The organism is Anoxybacillus tepidamans PS2, assembly GCF_000620165.1.
GTDB lineage: Bacteria > Bacillota > Bacilli > Bacillales > Anoxybacillaceae > Anoxybacteroides > Anoxybacteroides tepidamans_A.
Map to the genome: position 1 here is coordinate 161,498 of NZ_JHVN01000004.1, position 25,206 is coordinate 186,703.

Here is a 25,206-nt window from a genome sequence, read left to right on the forward strand (position 1 = left end):
GAAAAAAAGAGTATATTAAGCTGCGGTCTTTTCTCGATATTCAATCGGGGAAAGACCGTTAAATTTTTCTTGAAAACGATTGTGGTTGTAAAAATGAATATATTCTTGAATAGCCTGATAAGCCTGTTCGATCGTTTGGGGGCGCACTAAATACAACTTCTCTGTCTTTAAATGTGAGAAGAAACTTTCGATACATGCATGATCATGACAATTTCCTCTTCGCGAATGGCTTCCTTGAATCTTGAGTTCTTTGAGCTGGTTCTCATATGATTGGGTCGTGTACTGAAATCCTTGATCGGAATGAAGGAGAGCATTCTTGCCAAACGGCTTCCCCTCTAGTTGTTTCAGGGTGTTTAATACCAAATGAAGATCATTTCTTTCAGATAGTTCCCATGCGACTATTTCATTGTTATATAAATCTAAAACCGCTGACAAGTAAGCAAACGTATCTCCAACACGCACATAGGTAATATCCGTTACGAGTTTTTGGAACGGAATCTCCGCATAGAATTCACGGTTTAATACATTTGGAAATATCACAGATCCTCTAATGCCGTAGAAAGATCGTTTCTTCCGAATCACCGATTTTATACCTAGCCCCCTCATTAAACGTCGTACACGTTTATGATTTACAATGATCCCTTCTCTGGATAATGCCCTTGTCATTCGTTTATATCCGAAGTACGGATGAATCTTATGAATGGCGAGTAAATGTTCTTTCAACAGAAGATCTTCTTCCAGACGTAATACTCTTTTGGATCTACTTTTACGCCATTTATAGTATCCAGCTCTGGAAACTTCGCCAATTTGAAGCAACCATGCCAGTGGGTGCTTTTTCCATAGCTCCTCAATTATGAGAAACCTTTCCGCTTTTAAGACCACTCCTTCCTGTGTAGATTTGGATGACGCTTTTTTAGATATTCCACCTGTGCTTTCAAATACGCGTTATCCTCTTCCAAACTGGAAAAATGTTTGCGAGTCCATACTCCTCGTTGATCTTCAAAAGACTCGCCACGTTGAAATTTCTTCACCCATTCAGCAATCTGAGCATCACTCTTAATTCCAAAACGTTCACGGAGTTGTCGATAAGACCAGCCCTCCTCTAATTTCAAACGAACGACTTCACGTTTCAGATCTTCTGAATATGAGTTAAAGGTTTGTCCTTTTTTAGCCATAAAAAATCTCCTCCCAGGTAGACTCCTAAGAACATCATATCAAATGTCCTCTTTTTTTACTGTCTACCTGTAGGGGATAATACCATTTTGCATCCCTCTCTTTTTCATTTAGTGAAGATATTGAATTCCTTTAAGTAGTATGCCAGTGGTATTGGATGAGGCGATTCGATTGATCTGGAAAATGGTTAAACAAAAAAATGAGCGCAGTCGAACGTGTCGATGATGAGGTGTTCTTGTTGTTTCACAGGGTAGAGGAGAAATTGATGGGCTTTTTGAACTAGCGCAGTGTGTTCACCTCCTTTTGGACGCCGGACAGTTTATCACCAATTGTACTCAACGAACTCTCGATGCACAAAAGGCGAGCGATTCATCTTTCATCTGTGAGGCGGAAGTCTTCTCGGTTGTTTATGATAAACGAACAATCAATCTATGTAGTATAAATAACTGCTGCGTCAATTAATGTGTGACTATATTGCCACGATTTTTATCAGAAAATAGAATGAAGATTTTACTAATAAACTAGTACCTTTCTGTAAATAATATTAACTAACAAAACTATGTTCTAAATAACCAATAAGAATATTATTGATAGACCAACTATAAGGAGACATGTTTCTAAATAGCAGCGGAAGACAATTAGTAAGGAAAGTAAGCGGATTTACTGGAAAGATCAAATGTAAATGAGTTGGAAAAGTATCGGACTTCTAGTAATGAATTCATTAAAACATCAGCTGTTGAGCCGTTACAATTTTTGCTTGTAACCGTTTTCGAAACAAATTATAGTAAAATTAGGTGAAGCATATGACAAATAAAAGATGGACTATTAGCTTAATCTGTATGTTTTTTCTTTTCCTATATGTTTTGATCCACTTTGTTATCTCAACGCAAAGAATCGAAAAAACGGTTGAACAATTGCGGCAGACTGCGCGTCCCTCTTCCTCACAGCCTCACTTTGTTTTAATTTCCCAAGAGTTTGATAACCCATATTGGCGAAAAATTGCACGAGGGGCGAAAGACGCAGCAAAATATTATCATATCAACGTCGAATATATCGGGCCACTACGGACGAGTATAGATGAACAAATAAAACTGTTGGAAAAAGCGATCGCTTCCCGCGTCGATGGAATTATTGTCCAAAGCTTAAATGACTCGCGATTTACCCCGTTTATTAATAAAGCGATGGACGAGCATATCCCTGTTATTACCATCGATACGGATGCCCCAATGAGCCGCCGACTCTCCTATGTGGGTACGAACAATTTTGCGGCGGGACAGTTGCTCGGTGAAACAGTCGTTTCACGTGCTGTTGGTAAAAAGAAAATTGGGGTGATCATAGGGAGCGATGCATCGGAAAGCCAGCAACTTCGCTTGCAAGGTTTTAAATCTGTCATCGAGCGACATCCATCATTCAAGATTGCTGCTGTTGCTTCTTCTAATATTTCCCGTACCCAAGCATCAATCCAAGCAGAAATCATGTTGCGTGCCCATCCCGACATTTCGGTTATGGTCGGCACGAGTGCTCTTGATGCAGTTGGAATTTTAATGGCAACTAAAAATTTACATCGAGATGATATCCAAATTTTTGGATTTGATGATGTCGAGGAAACATTGCAAGCAATTCAGCAAGGAAAAATTGCTGCGACCGTTGTCCAAAAGCCATACGATATGGGCTTTTCTGCGGTCGAATTAATGGTCGAGTATTTATCGGGAAAAAACATCAATAAAGAGCATTTTACGGATACCAAGGTTGTCGATAAAACAAACGTTTGGATGGAGGGGGATCGATGAAAATACGCACAAAGCTATTTATCTTTATCCCCTTGCTTGTACTACTTTTAAATTTGATTGCGTTTTTCATTTTTCAAAGCGGGAAAAAGGTACAAGAAAGCTATGATGTGATGATGCAGCGCATTTTTTTGTACAAACAACTTTCATTTGAGACGCAGGAAAACTTGCGCTTTTTAAGCAACTACCTCATTCATCAAGATGAAAAAGATTACCGTTCGTTGCTTCAACATCATAAAGAGCTTGAACGTTTACAAAAGGCGCTAGTTCACCTTCATCTGCAAGGAAACGATTCATTAACGTTAGAAAACTATAAAAATATGATAGGAGTATTTATTGATTTAGAGAAATCGATCGTTCAAAAGCTGGTTGATAAACGGTCTTCCGATTATACAGAGCAGTTCAGCGAAATCGAGAAAATTTCCACTTTCATTCGGGAAGACAGCCAGACGCTCGTCGATTTAGAATTAAGTGTCTACCAGCCTGTATATAAGCAGTTGCTGATCGATATCGGGCAGATGAACCAACTTGGCGGAATCCTGTTCATTTTAACGACGTTTTTAAGTATTATCTTTGCCATTTGGCTATCGCGCACGATCGTCATTCCGATTCACCGCCTAGTGCATGCCGCTAAACAAATATCAGCCGGAAAACTCGATGCTCACATTCCAACTGTTGAGGGGAATGATGAGATTGCGCTCCTTGGCAAAACATTTCAAAAAATGATTGAAAATTTGCGCATTTCAATCTCGAAAAATATGGAAATATTGGAGAAAGAAAAACTAGTGAGAGAATTGGAGCTTAAAGCACTACAAAGTCAAATTAATCCACACTTTTTATTTAACACGTTAAATGTCATCTCGAAGCTTGCTTATATTGAAGGAGCGGAAAAGACGAGCGAACTGACGGTTTCGACATCCAATTTATTGCGCTACAACTTGCGCAAGCTCGACGAACCAGTCACGCTTCGCGATGAAGTGGAACATGCACAAGAATATTTTGCGATTCAGAAGGCTCGGTTTCGCGAGCGCATTGCGTTTCAGCTCGATATTGATGAAGCATGCCTTGAACAAGTGATTCCGTGTTTAACGCTGCAACCGTTATTGGAGAACGCTTTTGTCCACGGGATTGAGGGAATGGAGTGCGGGGCATTGATTCAATTATCGATTCGTTCGAAACCTAATCATGTACAAATAACGATTGCGGACAATGGGGCGGGAATGGAAGAAGATGTTCGGAAAGCCATTTTGCAATTATCTTCCTCTTCTTTTTCTAAAAAAGGACGTTCCACCGGACTAGGAGTCACCAATGTATTGCGCCGATTGCAATTATTTTATGGAACGGAACATGTCGTTGATATTCAAAGCGCAAAAGGCGCAGGAACGACTATTATTCTCACATTGCCAAAACGGAAAGGAGGCGAAAAAGGTGTACAAGCTGTTAATTGCTGATGATGAGCCGCTAGAGCGGGAAGGGCTGCAATTAATGATTGAGCGGATGCTGCCAAATCAGTTTATGATATTCCATGCCGAGCATGGGCGCAGCGCCATCCAACAGGTAGAACGGCACCAGCCGGACATTGTCTTTATGGATATTCGAATGCCCGGCATTCATGGGCTTGAAGCAATCGCCGAAATTCGCAAAATGTATCCGGCAACGAAAATGGTCATTTTAACGGCGTACGATTATTTTACTTACGCAAAAGAAGCGATTTCTTTAGGAGTGAGCGACTATTTATTAAAGCCCGCCAAAAAAGAACATATCATTTCCGTCCTTGAAAAACTAACAGCTGAAATTGCCGCCGAAAAAAAAGCGCGTGAAATGGAGCTTGAAACAAAGGAAAAACTTGCTCAGCTCTACACGCTGAGCGAAACGACATTCACGTTATTTCTAATGGAGCGGATTGATGATTTTGACAAGCAGCAAATGCTGCCATTGGAGATAGAAGCGGGGTTTGCGCTAGCGATTCAGCTACAAGCGTTGACCGATCGAAGGAAAACAGTCGAAACTGTTCGGTATTATGTAAAAAGAATCGGGGAATGTTTGTGCAGTCCGCTTATTGACCATCACTTCGCTGCTTTTGTCAAAATAGATAACGAATCAGATGAAAAAGCGATTCCGCTGGCGCAAAAGCTTATGAAGCAACTTGAAAAAACGCTGGACACAGGGGTCAAAATTGGCATCGGCACGATTCAAAACGGCGTCGAAGGTTTAAAGCAGTCCTATAAAGAGGCCATGCTGGCGCTTTACTACCAGCCGTCTTTTGGAAGGGTGCAGCATATTCGCGATGTACCGTTGACAGCGAACGCAGGGGAGTTGCAACCGTTTGCTAGCGAAAAACGTCCTTCAATGATGGAGCAAGTGGAGGAGTTTTTACAGGAAAATTATCATCGCGACCTTTCGCTTGAAGAGGTAGCGCAATCTGTTCATCTTACGCCCCATTACTTTAGCAAGCTATTCAAAAAACAAACGGGCCAAACGTTTATTGATTATGTCACGAACTTGCGTATTGAAAAGGCGAAGCAGCTGCTTCATGATGAGCGATTGAATGTAAAAGAAATCTCCTACGATGTCGGTTACAAAGATCCAAACTATTTCAGCCGGGTGTTTAAAAAAATGACTAATATGACACCAAAAGAATATCGGCAGCAAAAATACAGGCAATCGTAACGCGATTGCCTGTATTTTTTTGTTATAGAACAAAAAAATGCTAATTGCTTTTTACAGTCTGAAAAGAAAGCGCTTTATTTGTGCGAATATGGGACAAAGAAGTGAAGAAAGTCAAAAGAAAACGGTTTCTTTTTTCGTGCTATTCTGAATTTGTGATCAAGAGATGCAATTAAAGGGGGAATATGAAGTGAAATGGTGGAAGCAAGCAGCAAAAGGGGCAGCAACATTTGTTTTAGCGTCTGCTCTTACAGCGTGCGGTGTCGTTTCTTCAGGAAATGAGGCCGCCAGCAAACCGGAGAAAAAAGATGACAAAATTGTAATTGGCTTTTCAATGGACACGCTGAAAGAAGAGCGTTGGCAGCATGATAAGGAACTGTTTGAACAAAAAGCGAAAGAACTTGGCGCAGAGGTGAAAACGCTTGCCGCTAACAGTGATGATGCGGCGCAGCTAAGTCAAGCGGAACAGTTAATTTCTGAGGGAGTGGATGTGCTGGTTGTCGTCCCGCATAATGCGGAGGCATCGGCAGCGATTGTCGAAAAGGCGCATAAAGAAGGCATTAAAGTGATTTCGTACGATCGATTAATTAAAAATGCAGATGTTGACTATTATGTATCATTTGATAATGTGCGCGTCGGTGAAATGCAGGCCAAAGCGATCGTGGAGAAAGCACCGAAAGGAAACTATGTATATATCGGCGGCGCGGATACGGACAACAACGCTCACTTATTCCGTGAAGGTGCGATGAATGTATTAAAACCACTTGTCGAAAAAGGTGATATTAAAATTGTTTACGATCAATTCTCGAAAGACTGGAAGCCAGAGGAAGCATTAAAAAATATGGAGAACGCTTTAACAGCAAACAACAATAACATTCAAGCCGTTGTAGCAGCGAATGACGGAACGGCTGGCGGTGTCATTCAAGCGCTTGCCGCTCAAGGATTAGCAGGAAAAGTACCGGTGTCGGGCCAAGATGCAGAACTTGCGGCGCTTCAGCGCATTGTTGAAGGGACTCAAACGATGACAGTGTACAAGCCGATTAAAGATATTGCGACAAAGGCAGCGGAAATGGCAGTTGCGGTGGCGAAAGGCGAAAAAATTGAAACGAACCAAACCGTTTCTAACGGAAAGATCGATGTTCCTTCCGTCTTACTTAATCCGATTGCTGTTACAAAAGATAACATTGTAGATACCGTTATTAAAGATGGCTACCAAAAGCTTGAAGACGTTTTTAAAAATGTGCCGAAAGACAAATGGCCGAAGCAGTAAAAGAACAAGGGGCTGGCATATAGTGCCAGACCCTTGTTTTAAAGGAGAATGATACAACGGGGGTGAATCGGATGTATGCGTTGGAAATGTTCGAGATTACAAAAGAGTTTCCTGGAGTAAAGGCGCTTGATCGCGTTAGTTTTAAAGTAAAAAAAGGTGAAATCCATGCTCTTTGCGGTGAAAACGGAGCAGGCAAGTCTACTTTAATGAAAGTGTTAAGCGGGCTTTATCCAGCCGGGAGCTATTCCGGAGAAATTCGCATCCACGGGCAGACGATGAGATTTCGAAATATCGTTGATGCGGAAAAAGCCGGGATCGCCATTATTCACCAAGAGCTTGCTCTTGTTAAAGAAATGACTGTCGGTGAAAATTTATTTCTCGGCCGTGAACCGAAAAAGTTCGGTGTGATTCAATGGGATGAATTGTACTACGAAGCAACACGATGGCTCCAAAAAGTCGGTTTGAACATTTCGCCGCAAACAAAAATTCAATCGCTAGGCATTGGGCAGCAGCAGCTTGTAGAGATTGCCAAAGCGTTAGCGAAACAAGCAAACATTTTAATTTTAGACGAACCGACTGCCGCATTGACGGAAAGCGAAGTCGAAATTTTGATGAGCATTTTAGAACAACTGCGCAACGAAGGAGTGGCATGTATTTATATTTCTCATAAAATGCCCGAAGTGTTTCGTTTGGCGGATTCGATCACAGTGTTGCGCGACGGCAAATCGATTGCGACATTATCGCGCAAAGAAACAAATGAAGATCAAATTGTTTCGCTAATGGTAGGGCGGGAATTAACGGAGCGTTATCCGTATGTAGCACGAAAGCCAAAAGAAGTCGTTCTGGAAGTAAAAAACTATTCCGTGTGGCATAAAGACAAACCTGTAAAAGTGAACGATAACGTTCATTTATCGGTCAGAAAAGGAGAAATTATCGGCATCGCCGGGCTAATGGGGGCGGGGAGAACCGAACTCGTGATGAGCCTATTTGGTGCCTATGAAGGGAAAGCAGAAGGAAGTGTACAGATTAATGGAAAAGAAGTACGCATTCGTTCTGTGCAAGATGCCATTCGTGCAGGTATCGCTCTTGTGACAGAAGACCGAAAGCGCCTTGGTCTTGTGCTTGGCATGGACGTCAAAACGAATACAACGCTTGCGAGTTTAAAGGAGATCAGCAAATTCGGCATTATTAATCAAAACGAGGAATTAAAATGGAGCCAAAAATATGTCGATGAATTAAAAACAAAAACATCTTCAATCGAAACGCCAGTCGGGACGTTGTCGGGAGGAAACCAGCAAAAGGTAGTTTTAGCCAAATGGCTAATGGCGAAGCCGAAAATTTTAATTTTAGATGAACCGACAAGAGGCATTGATGTCGGAGCAAAATATGAAATTTACCATTTAATGAACAAGCTTGCGCAAGAGGGTGTCGCAATTATTATGATCTCGTCGGAACTTCCAGAAATATTAGGAATGAGCGACCGCATCCTTGTCATGCGTGAAGGGAGAATTGTCAGGGAGTTTACCCATGATCAAGCGACACAGGAAAATATTATGATGGCAGCGACAGGAGGGAAATAGCATGGAAGTAAAAACGGTCATTAACGAACGTCCATTCGAAAGAAAGCGGATGTTTGGCAAAATTGATATTCGTGCTTATACGATGATTGGAGCGCTGATCGCGATCTGGATTTTTTTCGGACTTTTAAACGATACCTTTTTAAGCGCCCGCAATCTTTCGAATTTATTTACGCAGATGTCTGTAACGGCAATTTTGGCGATCGGAATGGTTCTTGTCATTGTCGCCGGGCACATTGATCTTTCCGTCGGTTCTATCGTTGGACTGACAGGCGGACTTGCTGCTATTTTGAGCAATTGGCTCGGTTTGCCGACGAGTGTGGTAATCATAGGCACGTTAGCGGCCGGGGCCCTTATTGGAGTAGTACAAGGATGGCTTGTTGCTTATCGCGCCATTCCTGCATTTATTGTGACGCTTGGTGGAATGATGGTGTTTCGCGGCGCGTTGATGGGAATTACGAAATCGACGACGATTCCAATTTCCGATGCCAATTTTATCGCACTAGGAAGCGCTTATTTTACGAATAGTTTCGGGCTCATCCTTGCCGCTGTGGCGATTGCTGCTCTTGTGATATCTACAATAAAAAAGCGTAAATCACGCGAGCGGTACGGCTTTAGGGTGGCGCCGCTGTCATTGGATGTAGCGAAAGTAATGTTAGTCAGTGCTTTAATCGTGGTTTTTGTACTCACGATGAATAGTTATAAAGGGATTCCGTTTCCAATTATTTTTGTCATTGGCCTCGCCCTTATCTTTTCCTTTATCGCCAATAAAACGACATTTGGGCGGCATGTTTATGCCATCGGCGGCAATAGCGAAGCGGCTCGTCTATCTGGAATCCGCATTCAACGTCATACGATGGTGCTTTTTCTGTTCACTGGACTATTGTCAGCCATTGCTGCGCTTGTGTTGACGGCACGCCTTTCATCTGCCACGATTTCCGCAGGCCAAATGTATGAACTTGACGCCATTGCCGCTTGTGTGATCGGTGGCACCTCGCTCATGGGCGGATCAGGTACGATTATGGGAGCGATCATAGGAGCAATGGTAATGACATCGCTTGATAATGGCATGTCGTTATTAGGAATGGAAACGTTTTGGCAATATATTGTAAAGGGCAGTATACTTGTTCTTGCTGTATGGATTGATATTGCCAGCCGAAAAAAACAAGCACATTAATTTTGCATCATTTTATTGAAAGCCGTCCCTCTGTTCTAAAGAACAGGGGGATTGTATTTTTTGTGATTCTCTCAACTTTTAGTTATGAAAATAGTATTTTTCATTTTGTTGCTTTTTTGATAAAATAAAAACTAATCTAAATCTTCTAAAAAATAACTCGGTCATAGGAAGTGGGGGAGCAAGATGCGGCTATTTCGGCTAGGGGAGCTGCTGCTAAATCGGCTAAAATTCGGAAAGAAATTTATGCTCTTATTTATTATCTTTATTTTTTCTCTAGTTACGATTGGATCGTTTTATGTTCGCTCGTTGTCGGAAAAATCGAGCTTCGCTGAAAGAGAGAAAATCGGCTTGCTGTACATCGAAGACTTTTTAGTCGGACTGCATGCACTGCAAAAGCACCGTGAATATACGCTGCTTTATCTTTCCGGTGACTCGTCAAGCGAGCAAAGCATCAAAAAAGCAACAGAAGAATTGGACAAGGCAGTTCAGCATATACAAACATCCCAAAAAACATACGGTGATTTATTCGTGATTAATAAACAATGGAAAGAATTCATGGAAACTTGGAAGCAGATGAAGGGGGGATGGACGTCATATACAATGGATGAAACAGTCTCGCGCCACAACATTATTATTGAGAGTTTAATAGACATGATGATGAATGTGGCGGACCGTTCTAATTTAACGCTTGACAATAATATTGATAACAACTATCTCGCTAGCGTGGTGGTGGAAAAAATTCCATCATTGACGGAGTTGATCAGTTCAGCACAGGCGCTTGGAGTCAAAATTGCGTTGAGCACGCAAATGTACGAAATGGACCAATCAAAAATGACGTACTTCTTAAATGCCATTGACAACTCTTTGAATGCTCTCAATCGTTCGGCAGCGATGATGTTTGTCGATGATAAACAGCTGCAAAACAAGTTCGAACAATACAAAGACGCAGCCATGACAGAAGTCATCAGCATGTCCGGTATCATGGATAAGGAATTTTTAATGGTCGGTCAAGTGTCGCTCCAGCCGAAAGATATGTATGAGAAGACGAATCAGGCGCATGAGAAATTATATGAAACAGCTAAATTTAGCGTGAATCTTTTAAAAGAGCGGATTAATGAGCGCTATCATTCTCTTAATGTGAGTAAATGGACGACCATCTCAATTATTGCAATAGCTTCCGCATTAATGATTTATCTGTTCATTGCTTTTTATTCCTCTGTCCGAGATCATATCGCAATGATCGAAACGAATATGAAGCAAGCTGCGACAGGGGATTTAACGGTTCATATGAATATTCGCACCAATGATGAATTTTCACAAATTGCGCGCTCGTTTAACGAATTAATTGAATCATTCCGTTCGATTATTTCCGTAAATCAACAGATGACTGAAGAAGTGTCCGCGGCGTCGGAAGAGTTAACGGCCATTACGGAAGAGACCGTGCAAGCGGCGGGACAAGTGGCAACGACAATCGAAAGTGTTGCTGTCGGTGCTGAACAGCAGTTAAAGTACGCGGAACAAAACACCCTTTCGATTCACGAATTGTTGCGCGATACTCATTACATTTCAGATCGCGCAAGACAAGTAGCTTCTTCTTCGATCGAGATGACGAACGAAGCGAAAAACGGGAGCACATCCGTGCGCCAAATGATCCAGCAAATGTCGAATGTAAATGAACTCGTGTCACAATCGTCGCATTTGATTCAAACACTGTATGAGCGCTCGAACAACATTGGCCAAATGACGCAAATGATTACAGCAATTGCAGAGCAAACAAATTTGCTTGCTTTAAACGCAGCCATTGAAGCGGCACGGGCAGGAGAGCAAGGGAGAGGGTTTGCTGTTGTGGCTGATGAAGTTCGTAAGCTCGCTGAGCAATCGTCGCAATCGGCCAAACAAATTCATAAGCTCTTAAGCGAAATCCAGCATGATACGTCCAACTCGATGGTGGCCATGGAGCACGTGCTGCAAGAAGCAGAAAAAGGAGTTGCTGTTGCCAACCATACTGGAACGATTTTTGAAAACATTTTGACATCGACTGGTGCGGTTACTGAACAGATTAACGAGGTATCTTCGCGGCTTTCGATGATGGAAGCGTCGCTACAGAATCTTTCAACGACGATTCAAGAAACGGAGCAAATTTCAAAAGACTCGGGGCAACAAACGCAAATGGTGGCTGCTGCCGCTGAGCAGCTTCTAGCTTCGATGCAAGAAATTTCTTCGTCCGTTCAGTCGCTTAATAGTAAAGCGCAAGATCTATTTGAGGCTGTTGAACGGTTTAAACTGTAACATAAATCCCCTTCCTATCGACCTGATATGGAAGGGGATTTTCTTATAGGCAAGGGCTGTTTTGGGGATTTAACGTCTCCGTCGAGAAGTTTCCCACCTTGAAATGACGTGTAGGTGAGAGAAATTCATCCAACGGTCAACTATTGATTAGATTTTTACAATAAAAAGTATAAATTTCATATTAGTGGAAGGTATTCCATTAATTATTGATATTTTTGGGCAATTGTAATAATATATTATTGTATAAATATTCTGTTAATTTATTATGATCCATTTTTTGATAGAAGGTGGTTTTTTTGTTAAATGAGCCGATCTTACAAATCGAAAATTTACGTGTTTCGTTTCGCATTCAAAACGAGTTCTATGCTGCGGTCGATGATGTTTCCCTCACAGTTCATCGAAATGAAGTGTTGGCTATTGTAGGTGAGTCAGGATGTGGAAAGAGCGTGTTAGCTCTTTCTATTATAGGCTTACATCCGCAAGAAAGAACAAGGTTAGAGGGAAGGATCTTATTTCGCGGGAAAAACCTATTGTCGCTGTCCACAAATGAATTGAATCAGATTCGCGGAAAGGATATCGGCATGATTTTTCAAGACCCGCTTACTGCTTTGAATCCTTTAATGAAGGTAGGAAAGCAAATTGAGGAGAGCATGGACTATCATACGTCCTTTTCTTCCGAGGACAAACGCAAACAGGTTCTAGAACTTTTAAAAAAAGTAGGAATTCCAAATCCTGAGCAAACATACCACCGTTATCCCCATGAACTTTCAGGGGGAATGAGGCAACGCGTGGTCATTGCAATTGCCATCGCTTGCAACCCGGCTCTTATTATTGCCGACGAACCGACAACGGCACTGGATGTTACCATTCAAGCACAAATTATAGGGCTGTTAAAGGAGTTGCAACAACAACTGGATACAGGAATTATTTTAATTACCCACGATTTAGGCGTCGTCGCTGAAATGGCGGATCGCGTGGCAGTGATGTACGCTGGTGAAATTGTTGAACTAGCGGATGTATATACGCTGTTTAGTCGTCCGCTGCATCCTTATACACGCTCGCTACTACACTCTATTCCTTCCGTTCAAACTCCAAGAGAAAAGCTTCATGTAATCCAAGGAATTGTTCCACCATTGCCAAAACTCCCAAGAACAGGCTGTCGATTTCAATCAAGAATCAGTTGGATGGATGAATCCGCACACGAAACAACACCGATTTTACGAGAAGTAGAACCAGGCCATTTTGTACGTTGTACATGCTATAAAAACTTTTATTTTCCACATGATCGTATAGGGGATATGGAATATGGAATTTCTTAAAATCAATCATTTAAAAGTGTATTATCCAATACGCGGAGGCTTTTTTCGTAGAGTCAACGATTATGTGCGTGCTGTAGATGACATCAGTTTTGAATTGCGGAGCGGAGAGACGTATGGATTAGTAGGAGAATCAGGATGTGGAAAAACAACAACAGGCCGAACCGTCATTGGGCTTATTAAGGCGACTGCAGGAGAAATCTTACTAGAAGGAAAAGATATTGCGAAGCTGAGCAGCCGTGAATTCTCCCGTTATCGAAGAGATATCCAAATGATTTTTCAAGATCCGTATTCTTCTTTAAATCCAAAAAAGAGAGTACTAGATATTATTGCTGAACCGCTGCGAAATTTTGAAAGACTATCGCCTCAAGAGGAAAAACGAAAAGTGCAGTATTTTGTCGAAAAAGTAGGGCTGCATGCGGATTCTATATATAAGTATCCGCATGAGTTTTCCGGAGGGCAGCGGCAGCGAATTGGAATTGCCCGCGCCTTGACGCTGAACCCAAAATTAATCATCGCCGATGAACCTGTGTCAGCGCTCGATGTGTCGGTACAAGCGCAAGTATTGAATTTTATGAAGGAAATTCAAAAAGAGTTTCAGCTAACTTATCTTTTCATTAGTCACGACCTTGGGATTATCCGTCATATGTGTGACCGCATCGGTATTATGTATCGAGGGCAATTTGTAGAAGAGGGGACGAGCGAAGAAATATTTAATAACCCTCAACATATTTATACGAAAAGGCTGATTTCAGCAATTCCAAATGCCGATCCGCAAAAGCGGAAAGAGCAATTGGCGCTTCGGAAACAAGTCGAAGAGGAATATACGAACTCTTTCCATCAATACTTTAATCACGACGGGAAAGCGTATCGGTTAAAGCGCATTTCCGAAACGCACTCCGTTGCCATTCTGTGAGAGAGGAAGTTGTTATATGCTGAAGTTTATATTGCGAAGAGTTGTTATGATGATTCCTCAGCTGTTTATTCTAAGCGTTCTTGTTTTTCTTTTGGCAAAAGCCATGCCGGGCGACGCGCTGACAGGGCAATTAGCGAACAATCCGAAAATGGACGCGAAAACATTAATGGAAATGAGAGAAAAATTCGGCCTAAACGATCCGTTTTATGTTCAATATGCAAGGTGGATTAAAAATTTGCTGCATGGAGATCTTGGTCTTTCATATATTCATCAACAGCCTGTAACCGATTTGCTGGCCGGGAGAATGGGAAACACCATTTTGTTATCCGCTTGCATTCTGGTGCTTACATATTTGATTGCCGTGCCTTTAGGAGTGGTTTCAGGCCGCTGGCAAGATTCATGGGCCGATAAATTGATCGTTGGATATAGCTATGTCAGCTTTGCCACGCCATTATTCATTTTCGCACTGATTATGTTATTTGTATTCGGGTTTCAGTTGGGGTGGTTCCCGACTGGAGGAAGTGTCGATATTCAAATAGAAAAAGGAACGTTTGATTATTACATCAATAAAATGAACCACCTTCTACTGCCTTCTTTGTCTGGTGCACTTATTAGCACCGTGGGGATTATTCAGTATTTGCGTAGTGAAATTATTGATACGAAGCTGAAAGACTTTGTTAAAACAGCGCGGGCGAAAGGAGTGCCGGAATCGCGCATTTACTCGCGCCATATTTTGCGCAACTCCTTTTTGCCGATTGCGGCTTTCTTAGGCTACGAAATTACCGGCCTTATTGGCGGTTCGGTATTTTTAGAATCAATTTTTAGTTATCCAGGAATCGGACAGCTATTTCTTCAGTCGATTATGCAACGCGATTATAGCGTTGTAACGGCGCTCGTCATGATTTCAGGGCTTGCCACCCTCATCGGAACGCTGTTGTCAGATATTATTTTGAGCGCTGTCGATCCGCGCATCCGAATCGAGTAGCGGAAATGGAGGGGTGTAATTATGAAAACGGAATTAAATCATTCACAGCAGACGGAAATTCAAATTGAAAAAAGCCCTTCAAGTCTATCCATATTATGGCGTGAGGTTGTGAAAGACAAATTGGCTCTTGTTTCTATGATTCTTCTTGCACTTATTTTATTAGTTGTCTATGGCTCTGCTATTTTTTTGGATCAAGAAAAGATTGTAAAGGTCGACTTGCTTTCCATTTATGCGCCGCCTTCTTCAGAACATTGGCTTGGTACCGACTACGGAGGAAGAGATATTTTTGGTCAACTTATTATCGGTGCAAGAAATTCTTTTACGATTGGATTGGCAATTACGCTCATTTCGTGCTTGATTGGTCTTATAGTCGGTTTAGTTGCTGGGTACTATGGAGGAGTGATTGACAACATCATTATGCGTGTTATTGATTTTATTCTCGTTTTACCGTTTTTAATGCTGGTGATCGTCTTTGTTGCTATTGTGCCGAAATACAACGTATTCACCTTTATCCTGATCATGAGCGCTTTTTTATGGACGGGAAAGGCGCGGCTGATTCGTGCAAAAACGCTTGCGGAAAGGGAATTAGACTATGTGAGCGCCTCGAAGACGCTCGGTACGCCGGATTGGAAAATTATTTCAAGGGAAATACTGCCGAATTTAAGCTCGATTATCATTGTGAATTTAACGTTAAATCTTGCAGGAAATATCGGGATCGAATCTGGATTAAGTTATTTAGGCTTTGGCTTGCCGGAAAGCACACCGAGTCTTGGAACGTTGGTCAGCTATGCGACAAATCCCGATGTTCTACAAAATAAATGGTGGGTATGGTTACCTGCATCATTGCTTATTTTAGTGATGATGTTGTGTATAAACTTTATCGGCCAAGCGTTGAAACGTGCGGCTGATGCAAGACAACGATTAGGATAAAAAAGGGGGAGAAAAAGTGAAAAAGCGTTATTGGAAGTTTTTGAGTGTGCTCGCTGGTGTTTCGCTTCTATTGTCCGCTTGCACAAGCAACACGACAAGCAGCAACGAAAAGAACAACAAGAACGAGCAAACCGCGCAGAAAGAAACGATTGGCAACTTCCCAATGACCGTCAAAAACGACGGCAAAGTCGTCGATGGGGTGTTGACGTATGGGCTTGTTTCCGACACGCCGTTTGAAGGGACACTCAACTACGCGTTTTACACAGGGCAGCCAGATGCAGAAATTTTGCAGTTTTTTGATGAGTCATTGTTCCGCACAAACGGGGACTATGAAATTACGAACGACGGTGCCGCGACGTATGAGCTTTCACCTGACAAAAAAACGATCACAATTAAAATTAAAGATAACGTGAAATGGCACGATGGGGAACCTGTCAAAGCGGAAGACCTAGAATACGCTTATTTAGTAATCGGCAACAAAGATTACACGGGCGTCCGCTACGGAGATGCGCTAATCCAGGACATTGTCGGCATGGATGAATATCACGCAGGAAAAGCGCCTAACATTTCCGGCATTAAAATTATTGATGACAAAACGCTATCGATCACATATAAGCATGCGAATCCATCGGTGTTAACGGGCATTTGGGCGTATCCGCTGCCGAAGCATTATTTAAAAGACATTCCGATCAAACAATTGGCGCAATCTGATAAAATCCGCAAAAACCCGATCGGTTTCGGACCGTTCAAAGTGAAAAATATAGTTCCGGGCGAGTCGGTTGAACTTGTGCGCAACGATGATTATTACGGCGGAAAGCCGAATTTAAAAGGCGTCATCGTTAAAGTCGTCAATCCAAAAGTTGTGCTTCAATCGTTGAAAAAAGGCGAAATTGATCTAGCGGAATTCCCAACGGATCAATATGTCAGCGCCAAAGGAACAAAAAATATTCAATTCATCGGAAAAATTGATTTAGCCTACAACTATATTGGATTTAAGCTCGGGCATTGGGATGCGAAAAAACAAGAAAATGTGATGGATAATCCGAAGTTCCAAGACAAAAAACTTCGCCAAGCGATGGCGTACGCCATTGACAATAAATCGGTCGGAGATAAACTATACCATGGTCTGCGCTTCCCGGCAACGACGCTTATTCCACCATCCTTCCCAGGGTATCACGACGAAAATGCGAAAGGGTATTCCTACAATCCGGAAAAAGCGAAAAAATTATTGGATGAGGCAGGGTATAAAGATAAGGACGGAGACGGACTTCGCGAAGATCCGAATGGAAAGAAATTTGTAATTCATTTCCTTGCGATGAGTGGGTCTGACATTGCTGAGCCATTAGCGAAATTTTATATGCAATGCTGGAAAGATGTAGGTTTGGATGTACAGCTTGTTGACGGCCGATTGGCAGAATTCAACTCGTTCTATGACATGGTTGAAAAAGATGACCCGAAAGTGGACGTGTTTGCGGCCGCATGGGCAACGGGAACGGATGTCGATCCATACGGATTGTACGGTCGAAATGTGATGTTCAACTATTCGCGCTGGGTCAATGAGAAAAATGATGAATTGTTAGAAAAGGGTCATTCGGAGCAAGCGTTTGATAAAGCATACCGCAAAGACATTTATAACCAGTGGCAAGCATTAATGAATGAAGAAGTACCTGTCATTCCGACGTTATATCGCTCACAAATTTTCGCAGTCAACAAGCGTGTCAAAAACTTTACAGTCGATCCAAGTTCTAAGTTAACTTGGAAAGATGTCGGTGTCACATCAGAAACACCGGAAGTCGAAAAATAAACGTGTAAGTGATGGAAAAGGGGCGTCCCCGCATATGGAGGGGGCGCCCCTTATTATATATGCCCATGTTTTGCTCTTCCAAAGAAGAAGTACTTCAGCTTGTGTAAAATCTCCGACACAACAGATTATCAACTAATATTTTTCTAGAGTCCTTCATAAATATCATATAAAATAAACCGTTTTTTATCTCCTTTGATGTTCCGTCCCCGTTGCTAATAACTCTCTTGCAAGGCAGAAAGGAGTGATGCGATGTTAAACGACTTGCTTCCCCCATCCCATATTCAATTTGTCGATAATGTAAGTGATTGGAAACACGCCATTGAAGTAGCGGCTCAGCCACTATTAAACAATGATTATATTACGGGTGAGTATATTGAGGCGATGGTGCGAAATGTCATTGAAATGGGACCGTATATCGTCATTGCTCCAGGAATTGCCCTCCCCCACGCAAGACCGGAGCAAGGTGTGAAACGGCTAGGCATGAGTTTTCTTAAAATCCAAAACGGCTGCTCGTTCTCAGAAAGGCAAGAACATAAAGTACATATCGTCATTGTTTTAGCGGCTTCAGACGATCATTCTCACTTAAAAGCATTGTCCGAATTGGCGCAATTGCTCGGAAACAAAGACGCTCTTCCCCTTTTATTGAAAGCAGACAACGAAAAACAAGTGGGAGCGCTGCTTGAGGCGTATTGCTCATGAAAGGAGGTGAGGAAGTGAAAAAAATTTTAGTGGTGTGCGGCAACGGGCTAGGCAGCAGTTTTATGATCGAACTCAATGTCAAACGTGTACTCGAAGAACTAGGGGTCGAAGCGGATGTTTCGCATACAGATCTTGCGACAAGCAAGACGGAGAAGGCCGATCTGTATGTAGGGGCAAAAGATTTAATGGATGCGCTTGACGATGGAACGAGAACGGTAGCCAGACTCACTAATATTTTTGATGTGCAAGAATTGAAATCCGTCTTACGGCAGTATGTATAAACGAAAAGGGGGAGAGGCGGATGTTTGATTTTTTAATGAAGGATATTTTAGGTTCGCCGGCCATTTTAGTGGGGATATTTGCATTTTTTGGTCTCTTGCTGCAAAGAAAGCGCATTCCTGATATTATCTCAGGAACGCTGAAAACGATTATGGGGTTTGTCATTCTCAGCGGCGGTGCAGGCATTCTCATTAACTCGCTCAACATATTTGGCAAAATGTTTGAAAAAGCGTTTCATATTCAAGGAGTGATTCCAAACAACGAGGCCATTGTTGCGATTGCACAAAAAACATTTGGCAAAGAAACAGCGATGATTATGCTGTTTGGAATGATCGTCAACCTTTTAATTGCGCGGTTTACCCGCTTTAAGTACATTTTTTTAACAGGGCATCATACATTATTTATGGCTTGTTTAATTTCCGCTGTTTTTGCGACAGGCGGTGTTACCGGTGTTCCTCTTGTTGTAATTGGTTCGATTATCCTTGGCATTTTAATGGTGCTTATGCCAGCGATTCTGCAGCCTTATATGCGGGAGATTACAGGAACGGACCAAATCGCTTTAGGGCATTTCGGCTCGATTGGATATTTTACATCCGCTTGGATTGGAAAGCGTTTAGGAAACAAGGCGAATTCTACGGAAGATTTGAAAGTATCGAAATCGCTCGGCTTTTTGCGCGATACGTCGGTGGCGATGTCGTTGACGATGGCTGTATTATTCTTAATTGTTGCACCGATAGCTGGAAAAGAATTTGTTGAAAAGCAACTAAGTGGTGGGGTCAACTTTTTAGTTTTCTCGCTCATGCAAGGGATTACGTTCGCGGCTGGGGTTTACGTCGTGCTAGCCGGAGTGCGGATGTTGATTGCGGAAATTGTTCCAGCTTTTAAAGGAATCGCTGATAAAGTAGTAAAAGATGCAAAGCCCGCTTTGGACTGCCCGACGGTATTTCCTTATGCTCCAAATGCCGTCATTATCGGATTTTTATCAAGCTTTGTTGCGGGAATTGTTTCAATGTTTATTTTGCCGGCTGTTGGCTTAAAAGTGATTGTTCCAGGGCTGATTCCACACTTTTTCACAGGCGCTGCTGCCGGAGTGTTTGGCAACGCCACAGGGGGCAGACGAGGCGCTGTGATTGGAGCATTTGCGAACGGAATTCTCATTTCATTTTTGCCAGCCCTTCTGTTGCCAGTTCTCGGTTCGCTCGGTTTTGAAAACACGACATTTGGCGATTCGGACTTTGGAATTGTCGGTATTTTGTTAGGATATTTGATTCAATGGCTTTCATAAAATCAGGATTCTCTAGACTAAACATAGGTGACGGGGTCATCATCAATTAGGGATTATTGTAAATAAATGATTGCTACTCTTTATATAGACGGTCCTGTGAAAGCAGGGCCGTTTTTTATGAAAAAATACTAGAACACTCGTCATTGCTTGTTTGATCAATGCTCAGTTATACTTATGTACAAAGGGGGAGAGAATATAATGGAAGAACAGGTATTGAAGGCGATTCAAGATGAGTATCCAGACGATTTCGCTTGGTGCTACGGGTGTGGACGCTTGAACGAGCATGGCCATCATTTTCGGACAGGATGGCAAGGAGAGAAGACGGTCACGATCTATACTCCGCGCCCAGAGCATACGGCGATTCCTGGTTTTGTATACGGCGGATTGATCGCATCGCTCATCGATTGCCACGGGACTGGCTCAGCGGCGTTAGCGCTGCACCGTAAAAATGGGCATGAACCAGGAGATGGCGAAGCGCCGCCAAGGTTTGTGACGGCTTCTTTAAATGTTCAGTTTCTAAAGCCGACTCCACAAGGGGTGCCGTTAAAAGCGGTTGGAACGGTCGAAGAAATCCATCCGAAAAAATGGAAAGTGCACACAGAAGTGTATGCAAACGATGAGCTTTGTGCGCGCGGCGAAGTGGTCGCAGTCGTCATGCCGAAGACATTTTTACAACAATCAAGATGAAAATAAATTTATGAAACGCCCGTTCTTTCACGGAGAACGGGCGTTTTTTGAATAATGAAATCATACTTTCAATGGTATTTTTCGATCGATAATACATACAAAAAAGCGGTTTCTAACGAAGGGAGAATCTAGGCTTGTTGTTGAGTGAAAAAGAATTTTTGTCTCTGCATGAATTGGCTGATTTTGTTTCGGCTTATGTTCAATGTCCAGTGACCATCGAGTCACGCGATTTGGAATTGCTAGCGTACAGCGGAAACCATAATGATCCGGATGCGGTGCGCATGACTACCATTTTAAGCAAACGGGCTTCGGCGAATGTCGTTCATTATTTGCATGAAAAGGGATGGATCCAACGAATTGAAGAAGCCAATGGAGTGATTGAAATCCCTGCACTTCCGGACATCGGGCTCGGCCCTCGCACGGTCGCCTGCATCAAAAGCGGAAAGCGAATATACGGCTATTTATGGGTACAAGAGACAAACAACGAATTCGATGAAAAACACGAACAATTTTTGCTACTAGCAGCGAAAAAAGCGGCTGAACTATTGGACAAACAGTTAAAAGGGTCCTACAAGCGTCAGGAAGAGATGAATCAAATCATAATGAGCTTAATTCAACAAGATGACCAAAATGAGCGCGATATAAAAATGGAGGTGGAATTAAGAGGGATGAAGCTTCCATCTTCTTTTGCGATCGCTGTGTTTCGCATCTTGCGCGCTGATAAAAAAGAAATGATCCGCCACTATATCACATTTGCCGCCAAGTCTTTAAGCGAATCGGTTTTTTTTATCGAAAGCAACGATCCATGGATTGTAGTCATTGGCAACTCGTCTAGCGTGCAGCGTACGGCGACGGAACAGGCTAAAATGCTGTTGAGTAGATTAGAACATGATTTTCGCTGTGATTTGCAGCACGATGTCATGGTTGGAATCGGCAACGAGTACCGCAGTTTGCTGAAAATTAGGCAAAGCTACGTTGAGGCAGTAGAAGTAGTGAATATTAAAAAGCAAATTCCGGAACGAATCGGTCACTTTTATAAAGATTTAGGCATTTATCGGCTTCTCCCATCCATACATGAGCAATACAAACGTCAGCGCTATAAAAATGAACAATTGTTGAAACTCGCCAAATATGACGAAGAAAACCAAACACAGCTGTTAGAAACGTTGAAGCAATATATTAAAAATGACTGCAAAATTAAAGAGACAGCGGAATGTTTATATGTCCATCCAAACACGTTGCACTATCGCATTAAGCGAATTCAGTCGATCACGGATATCGATTTTGACAACTTCGAGCAGCGCATGATGTTGTATATTGATCTGCTTCTTTTCCAATATAAGGATTGATTTGTGGTTGATACACAAATGGAAAGCGCAATCATTATAGCCTGATGACAAAGAATCTGGGAAATGAATCACTTATAATGAACGTAGAAGATGACACAGAAAGGACCGATTCATGTGACTGTACCTTATAAACACGAGCCGTTTACCGATTTTTCAGCGGCACAAAATCAGCAGGCATTTCAAGCAGCGCTACAATACGTTCAATCACAACTCGGCAAAGAATACCCGCTCATTATTGGAAGCGAGCGTGTGACAACAGAAGAGAAAGTCATTTCAATCAACCCAGCAAACAAAGCGGAAGTTGTCGGAGTAGTTTCAAAGGCGACAAAAGAACTTGCTGAGCAAGCGATGGAAGCAGCGCTTAAAGCGTTTGAAACATGGAAAAAACAAGCGCCACAAGCACGCGCGCAAATTTTATTCCGAGCAGCAGCGATTTTACGCAGAAGAAAGCATGAGTTTTCCGCTTATTTAGTGAAGGAAGTCGGCAAACCTTGGAAAGAAGCGGACGCTGATACGGCCGAAGCTATTGACTTCCTTGAATATTACGCGCGCCAAATGATACAGCTAGAGAAAGGCGTGCCAGTGTTAAGCCGGAGCGGAGAAAGCAATACGTTCCGATACATTCCGCTTGGAGTTGGACTTGTGATTTCTCCATTCAACTTCCCGCTCGCGATTATGGCTGGAACGACAGTGGCGGCGATTGTAACAGGAAATACGGTCATTTTGCGTCCATCAGATCGCGCTCCAATTGTCGCGGCAAAATTTGTTGAAGTGATGGAAGAAGCCGGGCTTCCAGCGGGCGTCTTAAACTATTTGCCAGGAGGCGAGGCGGAAGTCGGCGAATATCTTGTGGAACACCCGAAAACGAGATTTATTTCGTTTACGGGGTCGCGTGCGGTAGGCTGCCGTATTTATGAACGCGCGGCGATCGTGCAGCCGGGACAAAAATGGCTGAAGCGCGTCATTGCGGAAATGGGCGGCAAAGACGCGATCATTGTCGATAAAGACGCCGATATCGAGTTAGCAGCACAGTCGATTGTCGCATCAGCGTTCGGTTTTTCCGGACAAAAATGCTCCGCATGTTCGCGTGCGATTGTGCTTGAAGAGGTATATGACGAAGTGTTAAACCGCTCCGTGGAGCTCGCGAAGCAATTAACAGTCGGCAATCCGGAAGAGCAGGCGACGTTTATGGGGCCTGTCATTGACCAAGTATCATTTGACAAAATTATGAGCTACATTGAAATCGGCAAACAGGAAGGCAAGCTCATGACAGGCGGCGAAGGAGACAACTCCAAAGGATTTTTCATTCAGCCGACGATTTTCGCTGATGTCGATCCGAATGCGCGTTTGATGCAAGAAGAAATTTTCGGTCCAGTTGTCGCTTTCACGAAAGCGAAAGATTTTGACCATGCGCTTGAAATTGCCAACAATACAGACTATGGCTTAACAGGCGCCGTTATTTCTAGAAATCGAACCAATCTTGAAAAAGCGCGTGAAGAGTTTCATGTGGGCAACTTGTATTTTAACCGCGGCTGTACTGGCGCTATTGTCGGATATCATCCGTTTGGCGGCTTCAATATGTCTGGTACGGATTCGAAAGCAGGCGGTCCTGATTACTTAATTCTTCATATGCAAGCAAAAACAGTCAGCGAGGCGTTTTAGGAGGGACAGGCCATGTTAGCACAAATCTCGAAAAATATATTTCTATATGCTTCACAAAGCAAGACATTGAATAAAGCAGCGAAAAAATGGGGGCTCCGCTTCGGCGCTTCCCAAGTCGTCGCTGGTGAGACAATCGACAGCGCCATTGCGAAAGTAAGAGAGCTTAATGAAAAAGGACTCGTTTGTACGCTCGACCATTTAGGCGAATTTGTTTCGAGCCGTGAAGAGGCGATTGAGGCGACAGAATATAATGTGAGAACGTTAGAGGCGATTCATCAAGCTGGAGTCAACAGCAATCTTTCTGTCAAATTGACGCAGCTAGGTCTCGATATCGATTGGCATTTTTGCCTCGACAATATGAAAAGAATTATGGAAACAGCGAAGCGATGCAACAATTTTGTCCGCATCGACATGGAAGACTCCGGCCATTGCCAAGCGACGCTCGATATTTTGCGTGAACTGCGCAAAGAGTACGATAATGTCGGCACGGTTATCCAAGCATATTTATATCGCGCGGAGCAAGACGTGAAAGATTTAAAAGGAGTTTCGCTCCGTTTGGTAAAGGGCGCGTACAAAGAGCCGCCGGAAGTCGCTTATCAAGACAAACAACAAATCGATGAAAACTATATGAACATTATCAAGCTGCATTTATTAAGCGGCAGCTACACAGCGATTGCTTCGCACGACCATAACATTATTGCGAAAGTGAAGCAATTTGCCGAAGAGAACAATATCCCGCGCGATCAATTCGAGTTTCAAATGCTGTACGGGTTCCGCACGGATATGCAGCAGCAGCTTGCGGCCGAAGGATATAAAATGCGCGTGTATATCCCGTTCGGCAACGACTGGTTCGGCTACTTTATGCGCCGCTTAGCAGAACGGCCGCAAAACGTCGCGTTTGCATTGAGAGGATTTTTCGGTAAGTAATCCGTTCATAGACGCGAAAGTAAGGACGAATTTTAACGTAATTGCCGAAAGAAGTCTCCCGCCTCAAGGAACGTGAAGGGCGATAGCCCCATGAGTAGGCGGGAGATGAATTTCGGTTGGCAATCGCCAACGAATATGATAGTCTATGGCTAGAACGGACACCTTCGGAACGAAGGGAAGCGTAAAGGGTTCTTGTGTGTGGCTTACCGTTCGGCGAACACGCACAAGTCGCTTGAAGCCCCCACTTCTAAGCGAAGCGTAGGTGGCGGGTAGTTCACAAAGCTGACTGCAACTAACATAAACGGGGTTGCGGTCAGCTTTTGTTATAAGTAGAAAATTCTTTTTTGTTTATGGAAAACACCAAGGCCGTGCTAAAGACAATATGAAATGGATTGAACGACTAATAAGCCACTACCCAGTGCTGACG

General features: G+C 42.9%; 20 protein-coding genes and 1 pseudogene. 19 read left to right on the forward strand and 2 right to left on the reverse strand.

Annotated features, from left to right (window positions below):
• Positions 1-15 precede the first annotated feature (15 nt).
• Positions 16-1,175 (reverse strand): IS3 family transposase gene (locus tag N667_RS0106515; protein ID WP_156936092.1). Its coding sequence is split into 2 segments (ribosomal slippage): positions 16-917 and positions 917-1,175, totalling 1,161 coding nucleotides; the frame shifts between segments, so codons are not numbered across the junction.
• 185 nt (positions 1,176-1,360) lie between these two features.
• Positions 1,361-1,441, reverse strand: a pseudogene (locus N667_RS20395) (hypothetical protein); the annotation flags it as partial.
• Between the two features lie 535 nt (positions 1,442-1,976).
• On the opposite strand from N667_RS20395, the gene N667_RS0106525 reads away from it, so the two are divergent.
• From N667_RS0106525 to N667_RS0106615, 19 genes are all read left to right on the forward strand, one after another.
• The gene (locus N667_RS0106525) at positions 1,977-2,963 is read left to right on the forward strand and encodes a sugar-binding protein (protein WP_027408832.1); all 987 of its coding nucleotides are present in this window, start codon (positions 1,977-1,979) and stop codon (positions 2,961-2,963) included.
• On the forward strand, positions 2,960-4,411 hold the full coding sequence (locus tag N667_RS0106530; RefSeq protein ID WP_027408833.1) for a sensor histidine kinase: 1,452 nt from the start codon (positions 2,960-2,962) through the stop codon (positions 4,409-4,411). The genes N667_RS0106525 and N667_RS0106530 overlap by 4 nt, the downstream gene beginning before the upstream one ends.
• Positions 4,389-5,630 (forward strand): response regulator, encoded by a 1,242-nt coding sequence (locus N667_RS0106535; RefSeq protein ID WP_027408834.1) that lies wholly within the window; start codon positions 4,389-4,391, stop codon positions 5,628-5,630. The genes N667_RS0106530 and N667_RS0106535 overlap by 23 nt, the downstream gene beginning before the upstream one ends.
• A 187-nt stretch (positions 5,631-5,817) precedes the next feature.
• Positions 5,818-6,897, forward strand: a complete 1,080-nt coding sequence (gene xylF / locus N667_RS0106540; RefSeq protein ID WP_027408835.1) for a D-xylose ABC transporter substrate-binding protein — start codon at positions 5,818-5,820, stop codon at positions 6,895-6,897.
• Between the two features lie 71 nt (positions 6,898-6,968).
• Positions 6,969-8,477, forward strand: coding sequence for a xylose ABC transporter ATP-binding protein (locus tag N667_RS0106545; RefSeq protein ID WP_027408836.1), 1,509 nt, complete (start codon positions 6,969-6,971; stop codon positions 8,475-8,477).
• 1 nt (position 8,478) lies between these two features.
• A complete protein-coding gene (locus N667_RS0106550) occupies positions 8,479-9,651 on the forward strand; it encodes a sugar ABC transporter permease (protein WP_027408837.1) in 1,173 nt (390 codons plus the stop codon).
• Positions 9,652-9,834: 183 nt separating this feature from the next.
• Complete coding sequence (locus tag N667_RS0106555) at positions 9,835-11,940, forward strand: methyl-accepting chemotaxis protein (RefSeq protein ID WP_027408838.1); 2,106 nt, start codon at positions 9,835-9,837, stop codon at positions 11,938-11,940.
• 296 nt (positions 11,941-12,236) lie between these two features.
• A complete protein-coding gene (locus tag N667_RS0106560; protein WP_027408839.1) occupies positions 12,237-13,259 on the forward strand; it encodes an ABC transporter ATP-binding protein in 1,023 nt (340 codons plus the stop codon).
• On the forward strand, positions 13,246-14,172 hold the full coding sequence (locus N667_RS0106565; protein WP_027408840.1) for an ABC transporter ATP-binding protein: 927 nt from the start codon (positions 13,246-13,248) through the stop codon (positions 14,170-14,172). Before N667_RS0106560 ends, N667_RS0106565 begins: the two co-directional genes overlap by 14 nt.
• Before the next feature lie 16 nt (positions 14,173-14,188).
• On the forward strand, positions 14,189-15,157 hold the full coding sequence (gene opp4B / locus N667_RS0106570; RefSeq protein WP_027408841.1) for an oligopeptide ABC transporter permease: 969 nt from the start codon (positions 14,189-14,191) through the stop codon (positions 15,155-15,157).
• A 21-nt stretch (positions 15,158-15,178) separates the two neighbouring features.
• Positions 15,179-16,087 (forward strand): ABC transporter permease, encoded by a 909-nt coding sequence (locus N667_RS0106575; RefSeq protein ID WP_027408842.1) that lies wholly within the window; start codon positions 15,179-15,181, stop codon positions 16,085-16,087.
• Positions 16,088-16,103: 16 nt separating this feature from the next.
• Positions 16,104-17,891, forward strand: a complete 1,788-nt coding sequence (gene opp4A / locus N667_RS0106580; RefSeq protein ID WP_027408843.1) for an oligopeptide ABC transporter substrate-binding protein — start codon at positions 16,104-16,106, stop codon at positions 17,889-17,891.
• 249 nt (positions 17,892-18,140) lie between these two features.
• Positions 18,141-18,590: a PTS sugar transporter subunit IIA gene (locus tag N667_RS0106585; RefSeq protein ID WP_027408844.1), complete on the forward strand. Its 450-nt coding sequence runs from the start codon at positions 18,141-18,143 to the stop codon at positions 18,588-18,590.
• Between the two features lie 14 nt (positions 18,591-18,604).
• Positions 18,605-18,871 (forward strand): PTS sugar transporter subunit IIB, encoded by a 267-nt coding sequence (locus N667_RS0106590; protein WP_027408845.1) that lies wholly within the window; start codon positions 18,605-18,607, stop codon positions 18,869-18,871.
• A gap of 20 nt (positions 18,872-18,891) precedes the next feature.
• Positions 18,892-20,154 carry a PTS ascorbate transporter subunit IIC gene (locus N667_RS0106595; RefSeq protein ID WP_027408846.1) on the forward strand — a complete coding sequence of 421 codons (1,263 nt, stop codon included), beginning with the start codon at positions 18,892-18,894 and terminating at the stop codon, positions 20,152-20,154.
• Between the two features lie 198 nt (positions 20,155-20,352).
• Entirely contained in the window at positions 20,353-20,841 is a 489-nt protein-coding gene (locus tag N667_RS0106600; RefSeq protein ID WP_027408847.1) for a PaaI family thioesterase, read from the forward strand.
• 134 nt (positions 20,842-20,975) lie between these two features.
• A complete protein-coding gene (locus N667_RS0106605; RefSeq protein ID WP_232223885.1) occupies positions 20,976-22,190 on the forward strand; it encodes a PucR family transcriptional regulator in 1,215 nt (404 codons plus the stop codon).
• Between the two features lie 114 nt (positions 22,191-22,304).
• A complete protein-coding gene (gene pruA, locus N667_RS0106610; RefSeq protein WP_027408849.1) occupies positions 22,305-23,852 on the forward strand; it encodes an L-glutamate gamma-semialdehyde dehydrogenase in 1,548 nt (515 codons plus the stop codon).
• A gap of 12 nt (positions 23,853-23,864) precedes the next feature.
• Complete coding sequence (locus tag N667_RS0106615) at positions 23,865-24,779, forward strand: proline dehydrogenase family protein (protein WP_027408850.1); 915 nt, start codon at positions 23,865-23,867, stop codon at positions 24,777-24,779.
• Positions 24,780-25,206 lie beyond the last annotated feature (427 nt).

Excerpts from the sequence above, each read along its gene's own strand:
- N667_RS0106575 (WP_027408842.1), top strand. The coding sequence starts at position 15,179 with ATGAAAACGGAATTAAATCATTCACAGCAGACGGAAATTCAAATTGAA.
- N667_RS0106530 (WP_027408833.1), top strand. The coding sequence starts at position 2,960 with ATGAAAATACGCACAAAGCTATTTATCTTTATCCCCTTGCTTGTACTA.
- N667_RS0106550 (WP_027408837.1), top strand. The coding sequence starts at position 8,479 with ATGGAAGTAAAAACGGTCATTAACGAACGTCCATTCGAAAGAAAGCGG.
- N667_RS0106565 (WP_027408840.1), top strand. The coding sequence starts at position 13,246 with ATGGAATTTCTTAAAATCAATCATTTAAAAGTGTATTATCCAATACGC.
- N667_RS0106615 (WP_027408850.1), top strand. The coding sequence starts at position 23,865 with ATGTTAGCACAAATCTCGAAAAATATATTTCTATATGCTTCACAAAGC.
- N667_RS0106555 (WP_027408838.1), top strand. The coding sequence starts at position 9,835 with ATGCGGCTATTTCGGCTAGGGGAGCTGCTGCTAAATCGGCTAAAATTC.
- N667_RS0106585 (WP_027408844.1), top strand. The coding sequence starts at position 18,141 with ATGTTAAACGACTTGCTTCCCCCATCCCATATTCAATTTGTCGATAAT.
- N667_RS0106600 (WP_027408847.1), top strand. The coding sequence starts at position 20,353 with ATGGAAGAACAGGTATTGAAGGCGATTCAAGATGAGTATCCAGACGAT.
- N667_RS0106545 (WP_027408836.1), top strand. The coding sequence starts at position 6,969 with ATGTATGCGTTGGAAATGTTCGAGATTACAAAAGAGTTTCCTGGAGTA.
- N667_RS0106525 (WP_027408832.1), top strand. The coding sequence starts at position 1,977 with ATGACAAATAAAAGATGGACTATTAGCTTAATCTGTATGTTTTTTCTT.
- N667_RS0106595 (WP_027408846.1), top strand. The coding sequence starts at position 18,892 with ATGTTTGATTTTTTAATGAAGGATATTTTAGGTTCGCCGGCCATTTTA.
- opp4B (WP_027408841.1), top strand. The coding sequence starts at position 14,189 with ATGCTGAAGTTTATATTGCGAAGAGTTGTTATGATGATTCCTCAGCTG.